The following is a 15,244-nucleotide window of genomic DNA, read 5'->3' as shown; positions in this document are numbered from 1 at the left end:
GTACCTTCTGGGGCGGGCACTCCCGCTCCCTTTCGAACGTTGGCCCGAGTGGAGATCCGCTCCATCCGTGAGGCACCACCCGCACCAGGAGGCACCAGGCATGTCGGTCCCGCAGCTCAACGAGGAGCACCGCGGCGAGGAGATCCTCGCCGTCTTCGACACCGCCTTCGGCCAGCTGCTGGCCGCGGATCCCGCGGCGTTCCGCGTGAAGTTCCGGAAGATGGCGGCCTCCGCCTTCGCGTTCTACCGCGGCACCGCGGGTCTCTTTTACCGCGATTTGACCGAGGATCCGGACTTCGGTGACCAGCCCGGCGGCGCCTACCTGGACGAGCGGACCTCCCGGGTGTGGATCCACGGCGATCTCCACGCGGAGAACTTCGGCACGTACATGGACTCCACCGGCCGGCTGATCTTCAACGTCAACGACTTCGACGAGGCCTACGTCGGCCCCTTCACCTGGGACCTCAAGCGCTTCGCCGCCTCCGTCGCGCTGATCGGGTACGCGAAGGCGTTCAGCGACGAGCAGATCACCGAGCTGGTGCGGGTGTATGCGGGCGCGTACCGCGAGCGGATCCACGCCCTGGCCACCGGCGCCAAGAGCGACGAGGTGCCGCCCTTCACACTGGACACCGCGGAGGGCCCGCTGCTCGGCGCGCTGCGGGTGGCCCGCTCGCTGACCCGCTTCGGGCTGCTGGACTCGATGACCGAGATCCGTGACTTCGAGCGCCGCTTCGCCCCCGGCGGCGGCTCCATCGAGCTGGACGCCGCCACGCGCTACAAGGTGCTCGCGGCCTTCGACGGCTACCTGGAGACGCTCCCCGAGTCCTCCCTGGCCCGCCCCGACTCCTACCGCGTGAAGGACGTCGTGGGCCGCCGGGGCATCGGCATCGGCTCGGCCGGCCTGCCCTCGTACAACATCCTGCTCGAGGGCAACAGCGACGCCCTGGAGAACGACGTCGTGATCTACATCAAGCAGGCCCAGACCCCGGCCGTCTCCCGGCACATCACCGACCAGGCGATCCGGGACTACTTCCAGCACGAGGGCCACCGCACGGTGATCTCCCAGCGCGCCCTCCAGGCACACGCCGACCCGTGGCTGGGCTGGACCGAGCTGGACGGCACCGGCCAGCTGGTCGCCGAGGTCTCGCCGTACGCCGTCGACCTGGACTGGGGCGACATCGACGACCCGGAGGAGATCGCCGAGGTCGTCGCCGACCTGGGCCGGGCCACCGCGACCATGCACGCGGCGGCCGACGACCAGTCCGGGGAGTCCCTGGTGCCGTTCTCCACCGAGCGGGCCATCGACGCGGCGATCGCGGCCGACGAGGAGGGCTTCGCGCCGCTGCTGGTCGACTTCGCGCACCGCTACGGCGCACGCGCGCGCGCCGACCACCAGACCTTCGTCGACCTGTTCCGCAACGGCCGGATCCCGGGTCTGTGACCATTCCGGTTCGGTAACCGTCGGCCGTCTCACAGGAACCCTTTAGGGGTCCCTTACCGGACCCCGTGACACACTCTTCTACTGCTATGGACATATCCGGAACCCCGCTCAGAGCCGTACGCGCGGCGCTGTTCACGGCACTCGCCGTGACCCTCAGCACCGCGTCGCACGTGCTGCTGTCCGGGGTTCCGCTGCCGCTGGCCACGGTCGCCGCCGTCGCGGCCGCCGTGTTCCTGATCGCGTACGCCCTGGCCGGGCGGCGCGAGCGCGGCTTCGGGCGGATCGCCGCCCTGCTGATCCCGCTGGAGCTGGCCGCCGACACGGTCTTCACCACCGGCCAGCACGTCTGCTACGGCCGGGCGGGCGGCCCGGTCGCGGGCCCGCTGCGCTCGGTCGGCTTCGACGTGCTGTGCGGCGACGGGACCGGCATCCACGCCGGGGTGACCGCGCCGCTGACCCGGGTGACCGGGGCCGAGACCGACCGGATGGCGTCGGTGCTGGCCCAGGCCGCCCCCGGCACCGCCTGGCTGCTTCTTGCCGCGCACGTCGGTGTCGGGCTGCTGGCGGCGGCCTGGCTGCGGCGCGGCGAGCGGGCACTGGCCCAGCTGCTCGGCGCGGTGGCCGCGACCACCTTCCGGCCGCTGCTGCTCGCCGTCGCGGCCGTGGGCGTGCGCCGGACCCCGGCGGTGCGCCGCCCGGCTCCCCCGGCCCGCCGCACCGCCGGTGCCCGCGAGCGGATCCTCACGCACTCCCTGGGACGTCGCGGACCGCCGCTCCCGGTCGTCGCCCTCGTCTGACCCGGCACCGGCCGAGTCGCACGAGCACCACCGAGCACGGCAGTCCCCCATACGAACTTCCGCACACCCCCCGTGTGCGCGTCCCTGGAGAGATCACCATCATGAGCAAGCGGAACAGCCAGGCGGCGAAGACGGCGGCCCGTGAGCGCCTGCGCCAGGAGCGCGAGCGCCAGGCCAAGCGCGACAAGGTCAGGCGCCAGGTCATCGTGGCCGCCTCCATCGTCGGCGTGCTGGCGATAGCCGGCGGCATCAGCTACGCCGTCGTGCAGGGCAACAAGCCCAGCGGCTGGGACAAGGCCGCCGAGGCGAAGGTGGTGGCCCCGGCCAACACCTCCGGCAAGGACGGCACCACCGTCGTCATGGGCGAGTCCAAGTCCGACAACGTCGTCCACCTCTACGAGGACCCCCGCTGCCCGGGCTGCGCGGCGATGGAGCAGAGCATCGGCGAGACCGTCAACAAGGGCATGGAGGACGGCGACTACAAGCTCTCCTTCACCGTCGGCACCTTCCTCGACGGCAACCTGGGCGGCGAGGGCTCCAAGAACGCGCTGAGCGCGCTGGGCGCCGCGCTGAACGTGAGCCCCGAGGCGTTCGTCGACTACAAGACCGCGCTCTACTCCACGAAGTACCACCCCGAGGAGTCGACCGACGAGTTCGCCAAGGACGACTACCTGATCAAGGTGGCGGACTCGGTCGAGGCCCTGAAGGGCAACAAGAAGTTCCAGGACGCCGTGGAGAAGGGCACCTACGACGCCTGGGCGATGCGGATGAGCAAGTCCTTCGACAAGGCCGAGGGCGTCCAGTCGACCCCGACCATCAAGATCAACGACAAGGTGGTCGAGACCCCGAGCACGCCCGACGCGTGGCAGAAGGCGCTGAAGGACGCGGGCGTCACCAAGTGACCCGGCGACCGGGCCGGTCGCGGTGATCGTCGTCTGACGAGTGGGCGAACTTTTGCGAGTTCGCCCACTCGCGCGCGTACCGATCAGTAACCTGATCGGCCGTGACCAGTCGACACAGAGCCTCCGAGAACTCCCGCACCCCGAGCCGCCGTACGGTCGTCAGGGCCGCGGCGGCCGGTGCCGTGCTCGCCGCCCCGCTCGCCTCGGCGCTGCCCGCCGGTGCCGCCGACGCGGCTCCCGCCTTCCTGCACGGCGTCGCCTCCGGCGATCCCCTGCCCGACGGAATCCTGCTGTGGACCCGGGTGACACCGGTGCCCGAGGCCATACCGGGCTCCGCAACCGGTCCGGACACCGAGGTGAGCTGGATCGTCGCCACGGACAAGGCCCTCACCAACGTGGTCGCCAAGGGCTCCGTCACCGCGACGGCCGCCTCCGACCACACCGTCAAGGCGGACGTCCGCGGCCTGGCGCCCGCCACGGACTACTGGTTCCGCTTCTCCGCGGGCCCCACCGACTCCCCCGCCGCCCGCACCCGCACCGCCCCCGCGCACGACGCGGCCGTCACCGGCCTGCGCTTCGGCGTGGTCTCCTGCGCCAACTGGGAGGCCGGGTACTTCTCCCCGTACCGCCATCTCGCGGCCCGCGGCGACCTGGACGCCTGGCTGCACCTGGGCGACTACATCTACGAGTACGGCACCGGCGAGTACGGCACCCGCGACACCGTCGTCCGCCCGCACGCCCCGGCCCACGAGATCCTCACCCTCGCCGACTACCGGATCCGGCACGGCCGCTACAAGACCGACCCCGACCTCCAGGCGCTGCACGCCGCCGCGCCGGTGGTGGCGATCTGGGACGACCACGAGATCGCCAACGACACCTGGTCGGGCGGCGCCGAGAACCACACCGAGGGCGCCGAGGGGACCTGGGCGGCACGTCAGAGTGCCGCCAAGCGGGCCTACTTCGAGTGGATGCCGGTGCGCCCGGCGATCGCGGGCACCACCTACCGGCGGCTGCGGTTCGGCAAGCTCGTCGACCTCTCGCTGCTCGACCTGCGCTCCTTCCGCTCGCAGCAGGTGGCGCTCGGCAACGGCGAGGTAGACGACCCGGACCGCACCCTCACCGGCCGCGCCCAGCTCGACTGGCTCAAGGCGGGCCTCGCCTCCTCCGACGCCACCTGGCGGCTGGTCGGCAACCCGGTGATGATCTCGCCGTTCGCGGTCGGTTCGCTCCCCGCGTCACTGCTCGGGCCGCTCGCCGAGCTGCTCGGGCTGCCCAAGGGCGGCATCGCCCTCAACACCGACCAGTGGGACGGCTACACCGACGACCGCCGCGAGCTGCTGGCCCACCTGCGCGCGCACGCGATCCGCAACACCGTGTTCCTGACCGGCGACATCCACATGGCCTGGGCCAACGACGTGCCGCACAACGCCGGGACCTACCCGCTGTCCGCCTCCGCGGCCACGGAGTTCGTCGTCACGTCGGTGACCTCCGACAACCTCGACGACATCGTGAAGGTCCCCGAGGGCACCGTCTCGGCGATCGCCGCGCCGGTGATCCGGGCCGCGAACCGGCACGTGCGCTGGGTCGACACGGACCGGCACGGCTACGGCCTCCTGGACATCACCGCGGACCGGGCGCAGATGGACTACTACGTGGTCTCCGACCGCACCGACCCGCGGGCCACCTCCGAGTGGACCCGCTCCTACCGCACCCGCAGCGGCACGCAGCGGGTCGAGCGCGTCTACTCCCCCGCCTGAGCCTCCTGAAGGGACTCGAGGAAGCCGAGCGCCACCCGCCAGGTGGCCTCGGCCGCCTCCGCGTCGTAGTCGGGCAGCTCCGGGTCGGTGTACAGGTGACCGGCCCCGGCGTATCTGTGCACCTCGACGTCGGCGCCGATCCGGCCCATCTGGAGGTACCAGGCGCTGAGCCAGTCGTCCGTCTCGAAGGGGTCCGGCTCGGCCACGTGCAGCTGGACGGGCAGCTCGTCGACCGAGGCGTTGGGCGCGAGGTCCGAGGTGCCGTGCAGGAGCAGCAGCCCGCGCGCCCGGTGGTCGCCTAGGGCGAGGGTCTGGGCGATGGAGGCGCCGAGCGAGAACCCGGCGTAGACCAGTCCCCGCTCCGAATAGGGCGCGGCGGCCAGCACGGCCCGCTTCAGCAGCTCCTCGCGGCCGATCCCGTCCTGGTGGGCCATGCCCTCCTCGACCGTGTCGAAGGTACGGCCCTCGAAGAGGTCCGGGGTCCACACCTGGTGCCCGGCGTCGCGCAGCCGGTCGGCGGCCTGCCGCACCGCGGGCCTCGGGCCGAGGGTCGAGTGAAAGAGCACGATGTTCATGAGGCCATGGTGCCAGCCGGGTGTGACAGGACCGCGCGCGGCGATACCCGGGGCGGGACGTACGTCACAGGTTCACAGCGCCGTGCGGCCGGTTACGTTCGAGGGATGGAGACGATACTCCGCCCGCTGATCGTGGTCGGCGGCTCGGTGCTGCTGACCGTGGTCATCGGCTGGGCCACCGACCTGCTGCTGCGCAAGGCCGACGGACGCCACCCCGAGACACCGCTGTGGGGGCTGCTGCGGCGCGCCCGCGTGCCCTACCAGATCGTGCTCTGCGCGGGCCTGCTGAGAGGGTCCTACGTCGAGGCCGGGGTGTTCCCCGAGCACCGGACCGGGGTCGGCCGGACGCTGACGCTGTTGCTGATCGGTTCGGCGGCCTGGCTGGTGGTCCGGATCGCCGCGGCGGTCGTCGAGACGTCCTACTCCCGTTACGCGCACGCCCACGCCGAGCGGGATCCGGCCCGGGTGCGCCGGGTGCGGACCCAGGTGTCGCTGATCATGCGGGTGGTCACGGCGATCGTCGGCGTGGTCGCGGTGTCGTCGATGCTGCTGACGTTCCCGGCGATGCGGGCGGCGGGCGCCTCGCTGCTGGCCTCGGCCGGCATCATCGGCATCGTCGCCGGTGTGGCGGCCCAGTCCACGCTGGGCAACCTGTTCGCCGGGTTCCAGATCGCCTTCGGCGACATGGTGCGCATGGGCGACACCGTCGTGGTGGACGGGGAGTGGGGCACCGTCGAGGAGATCACGCTGACCTACCTGAGCGTGCGTACCTGGGACGAGCGCCGGATCACGATGCCGGTGTCGTACTTCACCTCCAAGCCGTTCGAGAACTGGTCGCGCGGCACCCCGCAGATGACCGGGACCGTGTTCTGGCACCTCGACCACTCGGCGCCGATGGACCTGATGCGCGAGCGGCTGCGCGACATCCTGCGCGAGTGCCCGGCCTGGGACGGACGCAACTACAACCTGACCGTCACGGACACCACCCCGACGACCATGGAGGTGCGGGCCCTGGTGACGGCGAAGGACGCGGACGACATCTGGACGGTGCGGGTCACGGTCCGCGAGGGGATGCTCCGCTGGCTGACCGACGAGCACCCGTACGCGCTGCCGCGGGTCAACACGGCGGACGCGGCACTGCACCCGCCCAGCGCCGGCCTCCCGCACGCCCGCCACGCCCCGGACGGGGACCGCCGCAGCTCCTCCGACGGGGACTCCCGCCGCTTCCCGGGTCGCCCCACCAAGAGCCTGTGACCGCGCGGCCACGCGCCAGGGTCAGCGCAGGCTGCGCACGTCCAGGTGGCGCAGCACCCGGTCGACGATCTCCGGGTCGGCGCCGGGCTCGCTGCGGGCGGCCAGCACCTCGTGCCGGGCGGCGCTCAGCATCTCGCCCTGGATGCGCCGGACCCGTTTGATCCGCCGCGCCCGCTGCTCCTGCGCCTCCCGCCGCTCCTCGTCGCCGAGGTCCGGGCTGATGCGTACGCCGATGTCGAAGGCGCGCCGCAGCATCTGCTCGGACAGCTCCTCCGGCAGCTCCTCCACCGACTCGATCTCCTTGAGCCGCTGCTTGGCCGCCCTGGCCGCCCGCAGCGCCAGGTCCCGCTCGAACTCCTGCTCCCGCTCGGTGTCCGCCCGCACCCCGAGCCGGCCCACCAGCCAGGGCAGCGTCAGTCCCTGCAGCAGCAGCGTGCCCATGATCACCCCGAAGGCGATGAAGACGATCTCGTCCCGGTGCGGGAAGGGCGCCCCGTCGTCCGTCTGGAGCGGGATCGCCAGGGCCAGCGCGACCGAGGCCACACCGCGCATCCCCGCCCACCACATGACCACCGTCTCCCGCCAGCTGGTCGGGATGTCCTCGTCCTGGTCGCGCCTGGCGTGCAGCCGCTGGGTCAGCCAGGTGGCCGGCAGCAGGTACAGCAGCCGGACCAGGACGACGACGACGAGGATCGCCGCCGCCCAGCCGAGCAGTTCCGTCCACCGGCCGGAGGCGGTGCGGACGGCGTTGTGCAGTTCCAGTCCGATCAGGCCGAAGGCCACCCCGGTGACCAGGGTGTCGACCACGTCCCAGACGGTGTGGCCGCCGAGCCGGGTCATCACGTCGTCGGCGTCCGAGGCGTACTCGGCGAGGAACATGGCGGTGGTGAGCACGGCGAGCACGCCCGATCCGTGCAGTTCGTCGGCGGCGACGTAGCTCACGAACGGCACCAGCAGGGTCAGCCCGATCTGCAGCGTCGGGTCGCCCAGCACGTCCATGAGCTTGTTGGAGCCCCAGCCCAGGGCGAGCCCGACCGCGACGGCGACGACGGCGGACAGCACGAGGTCGAACCCGGCCCGCCACGGCGAGAAGGAGCCGCCGACCGCCGCGGCGATGGCCACGTGGTACAGCACGATGGCCGTCACGTCGTTGAAGAGCCCCTCGCCCTCCAGGATGGACACCAGGCGGCGCGGCAGCCCCAGTTGCCCGGCGACGGCGGTCGCGGCGACCGGGTCGGGCGGCGCCACCAGCGCGCCCAGCGCGAAGGCGGCGGCGATCGGCAGCCCCGGCACGATCGCGTGGGCCACCGAGGCCACGCAGACCATGGTGACGAAGACCAGGGCGACGGCCAGCAGGAAGATGGGACGCTTGTTGGCCGCGAACTGCCGCCAGGAGGTGCGCCGCACGGCGGCGTACAGCAGCGGCGGCAGCAGTCCGGGCAGGATCAGTTCGGGCGGGATGTCGACGTTGGGCACGAAGTCGAGCAGCGCCAGGACGATCCCGAGGAGCGTCATCAGCACCGGCGCAGGCAGCCCGAGCCGGGCACCGATCGGGACGCTCAGCAGGGCCCCGAGCAACAGCATGAACAACAGGGCCAGCTGATCCACGGTCACCGCTCCGGTGGGGTCTAGGGGCTGTGGTCTGGGCGTTCACCCGGCGAACCCCAAGCCTGCCACGCCACCGGTCCCACCAGCCGGTCCGGCGCCCCCGCTACCAGGAGCGCCGCATCGCGCGGTGGGGGATCCCGGCGTCGGGGAACTCGGGTCCGTACGCCTGGTACCCCAGTCGCTCGTAGAAACCCAGGGCGTGGGTCTGCGCGTGCAGGTCCACGGCGGTGAGTCCCCGCGCGCGTGCGGCGTCCTCGATGGCCCGCACCAGCGCGGCCCCGACACCGAGGCCGCGGGCCGCGGCGGTCACCGCGAGCCGGCCCAGGGAGCCGACGGCCGGGTCTCCGTCGCCGTTCTTCGCGGCTGCGGCCGCACCGTGCAGCAGCCGGCCGGTGCCGAGCGGCACGCCGTCCTCGCGGATGGCCAGGACGTGCACGGCATCGGCGTCGTAGGCGTCGTACTCGATGTCCTCGGGGACCTTCTGCTCGGCGACGAAGACGTCCTTGCGCACGGCGAAGCAGGCCTCGCGGTCGGCGGGGTCCTCGGCGACGCGCACCTCGTAGGCCGGGGCCGGGCTCGGGGTGCTCATCCGTAGGTCTCCTCGCGGACCAGGTCGAGGGCCTGCTGGAGGTCCTCGGGGTAGTCACTGGCGTACTCGACCCAGTCGCCGGTGCCGGGGTGCTCGAAGCCGAGCCGCACGGCGTGCAGCCACTGGCGGGTCAGCCGCAGCCGCTTGGCGAGGGTGGGGTCCGCGCCGTAGGTCAGGTCGCCGACGCAGGGGTGGCGGTGGGCTGCCATGTGGACGCGGATCTGGTGGGTGCGGCCGGTCTCCAGCTTCACGTCGAGCAGGGAGGCGGCGCGGAAGGCCTCGATCAGGTCGTAGTGCGTGACGGAGGGCTTGCCCTCGGCGGTGACGGCCCACTTGTAGTCGTGCTGCGGGTGGCGGCCGATGGGGGCGTCGATGGTGCCGCTGGTCGGGTCGGGGTGGCCCTGCACGAGCGTGTGGTAGCGCTTGTCGACCGTGCGCTCCTTGAACTGGCGCTTGAGCGAGGTGTAGGCGCGCTCCGACTTGGCCACCGCCATCAGGCCGGAGGTGCCGACGTCGAGGCGGTGCACGACGCCCTGGCGCTCGGCGGCACCGGACGTGGAGACGCGGTACCCGGCGGCGGCCAGTCCGCCGATGACGGTCGGCCCGCTCCACCCCGGGGACGGGTGCGCCGCGACGCCCACCGGCTTGACGACGACGACCACGTCCTCGTCGTCGTGCACGATCTCCATGCCCTCGACGGGCTCGGCGACCACCTGCACGGGTGCGGGCGCCTGCGGCATCTCGACCTCGAGCCAGGCGCCGCCGTGGACGCGCTCGGACTTGCCGACCACCGATCCGTCGACCTGCACCTTGCCCGCCGCGGCGAGCTCCGCGGCCTTGGTACGGGAGAAGCCGAACATGCGGGAGATGGCGGCGTCGACGCGCTCGCCCTCCAGGCCGTCCGGCACGGGCAGGGTACGGATCTCGGGAATCGTGCTCACCCGTCGAGTATGCCGGACGGACCGGACGCTCCCGAACGCGCGCCCGGTCCCTGTGGACAACCGGTCCCTGTGGACAGCCGGACCGGCGGGGTTCAGTCCTTGTGGACGGTCCCGTCCGGGTCCAGGCCCCGGAAGGAGAGGATCACGATCAGGATGCCGCCGCACACGATCGCCGAGTCGGCGAGGTTGAAGACGGCGAAGTGCTTGGGCGCGATGAAGTCCACGACCGCGCCCTCGAAGACCCCGGGAGCACGGAAGATCCGGTCGGTGAGGTTGCCGAGGGCACCGCCGAGCAGCAGGCCGAGCGCGATCGCCCAGGGCAGGCTGTGCAGCTTGCGCGCGAGGCGGGCGATCACGACGATCACGGCAGCGGCGATCACCGTGAAGATGATCGTGAACGCCTCGCCGAAGCCGAAGGCCGCGCCCGCGTTGCGGATCGCGGCGAACCGCAGCCAGTCGCCGATGATCTCGATCGGCTCGTGGTGCTCCAGCTTGGCGACCACCAGCATCTTGCTGCCCAGGTCGAGCAGGTACGCGAACAGGGCGACCGCGAACAGTACGGCGACCCGCCGCTTGCCCCGAGTGCGCTCAGGAGCCTGCTCCTGCTCCTGCTCCCGCTCCGGTTCGGCGTCGGGCCGCTCCTGCCCCTCCCCCGCCGCGTCCGGGGTGTCCGGAGTACCGATGATGCGCTCCGCCTCTGCCACGTGAGTCCCTCAGCCTAGGTCCTTGACTGAGCACGAGGGTACGGCACACTTCCCGTCCCGGCTGCGGCTCAGTACCGGCGCTCCTGCTTCTGCTTGCACTCGACGCACAGGGTGGCCCGCGGGAAGGCCTGCATCCGCGCCTTGCCGATCGGATTGCCGCAGTTCTCGCACAGGCCGTAGGTGCCCGCGTCCAGGCGTTCCAGGGCTCGCTCGGTCTGGGTGAGCACCTCGCGCGCGGTGGCGGCCAGCGCCAGTTCGTGCTCGCGCGTGATGTTCTTGCTGCCGGTGTCCGCCTCGTCGTCGCCCGCGCCGTCGCCGGAGTCCCGCATCATGCCCTGCAGAGACCTCTCGGAGGAGTCGATCTCGGTGCGCAGCCGGTCCGCCTCGGACTGCAGCTCGCCGCGCGCCTCCTCGACCTCCTGCGGGGTCCAGGGTTCCTCGCCGGGGCGTACCGCGAGGTCGCCGGGGTCCGCGGCGGCGGTGCCGCGGGCCTTGGGAACAGCGGTCTTGGCCGCCGTGGCCGTGCCAGGAGTCTTCTTCGCAACCACCGTCGTGGCTCCCGTCTGCTCCGCGGCCTCGGCCGCGCCCACTTTCTTGGCCGTGCTCTTCTTCGCCGTGCTCTTCTTCGCCGTGCTCTTCTTCGCCGCGGCCTTCTTCGCCGTGCTCTTCTCTGCCGGGCTCTTCTTCTCCGCGGTCTTCTCTGCCGCCTGCTTCTTCGCCGGGTCCTGCTCGGCGGCGCTCTCCTCGGCGGCGCTCTGTCTCGCGGCCGTCGTCTTCTTCTTCGCCACCATGGCCGCGGCCCCTTCACATATTGTGATCTTGTGCGCGAATCGTGCTGGGACGATAAATCGACTCCGGTCCCGCGGCAACGGGGCACGCCGCCCGATTCGCCCGCCCACCGTGCGCCACGCGGCGAGCATGCATGCGTTGTGCCCAGCTCCCCGCCCGGTAATCCGCCGGAACGCCCCCGGGCCGCCGGTGCGGGGACCGGCCCCCGGACGGCGGCATTCGGGTCACGCCGAAACCGGTCGGCCGTTGTCCGCGCGGCGCCGTACACTGGGCGCAGCGAAAGGCGTGGATGGGGACGAGTAGCGGCGTCAGCAGCCCAGAGCGACCCGGGGACGGTGTGAGCCCGGGGGCGAGCGCGACGTGAAGATCACCCCGGAGCCGCCGGAAGAAAGCCGTGGCAGGACAGTCGCGGCGAGTAGAACCGGCTCGCGACCCCAATGAGGGGGCTCACCGGAGCACACGACGCACCGGCCGGGCCAAGGAGGGTGGTACCGCGGGAGCACGGCTCTCGTCCCTCCGACGGAAGGCAGCACGTCCGCCGGAGGAAGCTCGCTGATGACAACGCCTCAGTACCGCCAGGTACCCGCCCAGGTCGACCTGCCCGCGCTCGAGCACGCGGTGCTCGACTTCTGGCGCGAGCAGAAGATCTTCGCCAAGAGCCTGGAGCAGTCCGAGGGCCGCCCCGAGTGGGTGTTCTACGAGGGGCCGCCCACCGCCAACGGCATGCCCGGGGCCCACCACATCGAGGCGCGCGTCTTCAAGGACGTCTTCCCCCGCTTCCGCACCATGCGCGGCTACCACGTGGGCCGCAAGGCCGGCTGGGACTGCCACGGCCTGCCGGTGGAGCTGGCCGTCGAGAAGGAGCTGGGCTTCTCCGGCAAGCAGGACATCGAGGCGTACGGCATCGCCGAGTTCAACGCCAAGTGCCGCGAGTCGGTGACCCGCCACACCGACGCCTTCGAAGAGCTCACGACGCGGATGGGCTACTGGGCCGACCTCCAGGACCCGTACCGCACGATGGACCCGGAGTACATCGAGTCCGTCTGGTGGTCGCTGAAGGAGATCTTCAACAAGGGCCTGCTGGTCCAGGACCACCGCGTCGCCCCCTGGTGCCCCCGCTGCGGCACCGGCCTGTCCGACCACGAGCTGGCCCAGGGCTACGAGACGGTCGTCGACCCGTCCGTCTACGTCCGCTTCCCGCTGACCTCCGGCCCGCTGGCCGGCGAGGCCGCGCTGGTCGTCTGGACCACGACCCCGTGGACCCTCGTCTCCAACACCGCGGTCGCCGCGCACCCCGACGTCACCTACGTCGTCGCGACCGACGGCGAGGAGAAGCTCGTCGTCGCCGAGCCGCTGGTGGAGAAGGCGCTCGGCGAGGGCTGGGAGACCACCGGGCAGTCCTTCACCGGAGCCGAGATGGAGCGCTGGACGTACCAGCGCCCGTTCGAGCTGGTGGCCTTCCCGGAGCCCGCCCACTACGTGGTGAACGCCGACTACGTCACCACGGAGGACGGCACCGGCCTCGTCCACCAGTCCCCCGCCTTCGGTGAGGACGACCTCAAGGTCTGCCGCGCGTACGGACTGCCCGTGGTCAACCCGGTCCGCCCGGACGGCACCTTCGAGGAGGACGTCCCTCTCGTCGGCGGCGTCTTCTTCAAGAAGGCCGACGAGAAGCTGACCGAGGACCTGGAGACCCGGGGCCTGCTGTTCAAGCACATCCCGTACGAGCACAGCTACCCGCACTGCTGGCGCTGCCACACGGCCCTGCTCTACTACGCGCAGCCGTCCTGGTACATCCGCACCACGGCGATCAAGGACCGTCTCCTCCAGGAGAACGAGAAGACCAACTGGTACCCGGACGCGGTCAAGCACGGCCGGTACGGCGACTGGCTGAACAACAACATCGACTGGGCCCTGTCCCGCAACCGCTACTGGGGCACCCCGCTGCCGATCTGGCGCTGCGAGGAGGACCACCTCACGGTTGTCGGCTCCCGCGCGGAGCTGACCGAGCTGTCCGGCACCGACCAGTCGGCCCTCGACCCGCACCGCCCGTTCATCGACGACGTGACCTTCACCTGCGCCCACGAGGGCTGCTCCCTCGAAGCGGTACGCGTGCCCGAGGTCATCGACGCCTGGTACGACTCGGGTTCGATGCCGTTCGCTCAGTGGGGCTACCCGTACAAGAACAAGGAGCTGTTCGAGAGCCGCTACCCGGCACAGTTCATCTCCGAGGCCATCGACCAGACCCGCGGCTGGTTCTACACGCTGATGGCGGTCGGCACCCTGGTCTTCGACAAGTCGTCCTACGAGAACGTGGTCTGCCTCGGCCACATCCTCGCCGAGGACGGCCGCAAGATGTCCAAGCACCTGGGCAACATCCTCCAGCCGATCCCGCTGATGGACCAGCACGGCGCCGACGCGGTCCGCTGGTTCATGGCGGCCGGCGGCTCCCCGTGGGCGGCCCGCCGGGTCGGCCACGGCACCATCCAGGAGGTCGTCCGCAAGACGCTCCTCACCTACTGGAACACGGTCGCCTTCCAGGCCCTGTACGCCCGCACCACGGGCTGGGCCCCGAGCGAGGCCGACCCGGCCCCGGCCGACCGCCCGGTCCTGGACCGCTGGCTGCTCTCCGAGCTGCACGCGCTTACCGACCAGGTCACGCAGTCGCTGGACGCGTACGACACCCAGCGGGCCGGCAAGCTGCTGTCCGCGTTCGTCGACGACCTGTCCAACTGGTACGTGCGCCGCTCCCGCCGCCGCTTCTGGCAGGGCGACAAGGCCGCGCTGCGCACCCTGCACGAGGTCGTCGAGACGGTCACCAAGCTGATGGCGCCGCTGACCCCGTTCATCACCGAGCGCGTCTGGCAGGACCTGGTCGTGCCGGTCACCCCGGGTGCCCCGGAGTCGGTCCACCTGTCCTCCTGGCCCAAGGCCGACCTGACGGCGATCGACCCGGAGCTGTCGAAGCAGATGGTCCTGGTCCGCCGCCTGGTCGAGCTGGGCCGTGCCACCCGCGCGGAGTCCGGCGTCAAGACCCGGCAGCCGCTCAGCCGGGCGCTGATCGCGGTGGCGGGCTTCGCCGCGCTCTCCCCGGAGCTGCACACGCAGATCACGGAGGAGCTGAACGTCGAGTCCCTCGCCTCGCTGAGCGAGGTCGGCGGCTCCCTGGTCGACACGACCGCGAAGGCCAACTTCCGTGCGCTGGGCAAGCGGTTCGGCAAGCGGGTCCAGGACGTGGCGAAGGCCGTCGCGGCCGCGGACGCCGCCGCGCTGTCCCTCGCGCTGCGCGAGGGCACGGCCTCGGTGGAGGTCGACGGCGAGACGGTCACCCTCGCTCCGGACGAGGTGATCATCACGGAGACGCCGCGCGAGGGCTGGTCGGTCGCCTCCGACTCGGGCGCGACGGTGGCGCTCGACCTGGAGATCACGGAGGAGCTGCGCCGGGCCGGTCTCGCGCGGGACGCGATCCGCCTGATCCAGGAGGCCCGCAAGAACAGCGGCCTCGACGTCGCCGACCGGATCGCCCTGCGCTGGACGGCCACGGACCCGGCGACGATCGCCGCCCTGAGCGGCCACGCGGGTCTGATCGCCGACGAGGTCCTGGCGACGGACTTCGCCCAGGGCGAGGCGGACGACACGTACGGGGCGCCGTTCTCGGACGAGGGCCTGTCCCTGGTCTTCCGCCTGCGCAAGCAGTAGCCAAGGAAAGCGCAGAGGGCCCGCATCCACGGGATGCGGGCCCTCTGCGTAGCTGCGGGCAGTCGTGCCGCTGGGGCGGCACGGGTGGGCGCAGCGGCACCCCGCAACGCCGGGCAGCGCCCCCACCCAGCACCAGCATCCCGCACAACACAAGGGCGGGCCCCGGGTCGAAAAACCCGGGGCCCGCC

The 15,244-nt window shown here is 71.7% G+C and carries 12 protein-coding genes; 6 read left to right on the top strand and 6 right to left on the bottom strand.

Annotated elements, in window-relative coordinates:
• The first annotated feature begins 100 nt into the window (after positions 1–100).
• The 4 genes from ACFYZ3_RS03160 (at position 101) to ACFYZ3_RS03145 (ending at position 4,897) form a co-directional block, all read left to right on the top strand.
• The gene (locus ACFYZ3_RS03160) at positions 101–1,441 is read left to right on the top strand and encodes a DUF2252 domain-containing protein (protein WP_388513631.1); all 1,341 of its coding nucleotides are present in this window, start codon (positions 101–103) and stop codon (positions 1,439–1,441) included.
• An 86-nt stretch (positions 1,442–1,527) separates the two neighbouring features.
• Positions 1,528–2,238 carry a hypothetical protein gene (locus ACFYZ3_RS03155; RefSeq protein WP_388513629.1) on the top strand — a complete coding sequence of 237 codons (711 nt, stop codon included), beginning with the start codon at positions 1,528–1,530 and terminating at the stop codon, positions 2,236–2,238.
• A gap of 101 nt (positions 2,239–2,339) precedes the next feature.
• Complete coding sequence (locus ACFYZ3_RS03150) at positions 2,340–3,140, top strand: DsbA family protein (protein ID WP_388513628.1); 801 nt, start codon at positions 2,340–2,342, stop codon at positions 3,138–3,140.
• A gap of 101 nt (positions 3,141–3,241) precedes the next feature.
• A complete protein-coding gene (locus ACFYZ3_RS03145) occupies positions 3,242–4,897 on the top strand; it encodes an alkaline phosphatase D family protein (protein ID WP_388513626.1) in 1,656 nt (551 codons plus the stop codon).
• On the opposite strand, the gene ACFYZ3_RS03140 is transcribed toward ACFYZ3_RS03145, so the two are convergent.
• A complete protein-coding gene (locus tag ACFYZ3_RS03140; protein ID WP_388513625.1) occupies positions 4,882–5,472 on the bottom strand; it encodes a dienelactone hydrolase family protein in 591 nt (196 codons plus the stop codon). The two genes, ACFYZ3_RS03145 and ACFYZ3_RS03140, sit on opposite strands and share 16 nt — an antisense overlap.
• 105 nt (positions 5,473–5,577) lie before the next feature.
• Between ACFYZ3_RS03140 and ACFYZ3_RS03135 the strand changes: the two genes are divergently transcribed.
• Entirely contained in the window at positions 5,578–6,726 is a 1,149-nt protein-coding gene (locus tag ACFYZ3_RS03135; protein WP_388513624.1) for a mechanosensitive ion channel family protein, read from the top strand.
• Positions 6,727–6,747: 21 nt separating this feature from the next.
• Here ACFYZ3_RS03135 and ACFYZ3_RS03130 read toward each other — a convergent pair whose 3' ends face one another.
• From ACFYZ3_RS03130 to ACFYZ3_RS03110, 5 genes are all read right to left on the bottom strand, one after another.
• The gene (locus tag ACFYZ3_RS03130; protein ID WP_388513622.1) at positions 6,748–8,334 is read right to left on the bottom strand and encodes a Na+/H+ antiporter; all 1,587 of its coding nucleotides are present in this window, start codon (positions 8,332–8,334) and stop codon (positions 6,748–6,750) included.
• Between the two features lie 103 nt (positions 8,335–8,437).
• Positions 8,438–8,923 carry a GNAT family N-acetyltransferase gene (locus ACFYZ3_RS03125; RefSeq protein ID WP_388513621.1) on the bottom strand — a complete coding sequence of 162 codons (486 nt, stop codon included), beginning with the start codon at positions 8,921–8,923 and terminating at the stop codon, positions 8,438–8,440.
• Entirely contained in the window at positions 8,920–9,864 is a 945-nt protein-coding gene (locus ACFYZ3_RS03120; protein ID WP_361007493.1) for an RluA family pseudouridine synthase, read from the bottom strand. Before ACFYZ3_RS03120 ends, ACFYZ3_RS03125 begins: the two co-directional genes overlap by 4 nt.
• Positions 9,865–9,956: 92 nt before the next feature.
• Positions 9,957–10,568, bottom strand: coding sequence for a signal peptidase II (lspA, locus tag ACFYZ3_RS03115; RefSeq protein WP_388513620.1), 612 nt, complete (start codon positions 10,566–10,568; stop codon positions 9,957–9,959).
• Between the two features lie 68 nt (positions 10,569–10,636).
• Positions 10,637–11,359, bottom strand: a complete 723-nt coding sequence (locus ACFYZ3_RS03110) for a TraR/DksA family transcriptional regulator (protein WP_388513619.1) — start codon at positions 11,357–11,359, stop codon at positions 10,637–10,639.
• A 553-nt stretch (positions 11,360–11,912) separates the two neighbouring features.
• Between ACFYZ3_RS03110 and ileS the strand changes: the two genes are divergently transcribed.
• Positions 11,913–15,056 carry an isoleucine--tRNA ligase gene (gene ileS / locus ACFYZ3_RS03105; RefSeq protein ID WP_388513617.1) on the top strand — a complete coding sequence of 1,048 codons (3,144 nt, stop codon included), beginning with the start codon at positions 11,913–11,915 and terminating at the stop codon, positions 15,054–15,056.
• The last annotated feature ends 188 nt before the right edge of the window (positions 15,057–15,244 follow it).

The sequence above is a fragment of the Streptomyces sp. NPDC001599 genome, from assembly GCF_042893535.1.
GTDB lineage: Bacteria > Actinomycetota > Actinomycetes > Streptomycetales > Streptomycetaceae > Streptomyces.
The sequence above is the reverse complement of the archived record's forward strand: the minus strand, read 5'-3'. Positions and strand labels throughout refer to the sequence as shown.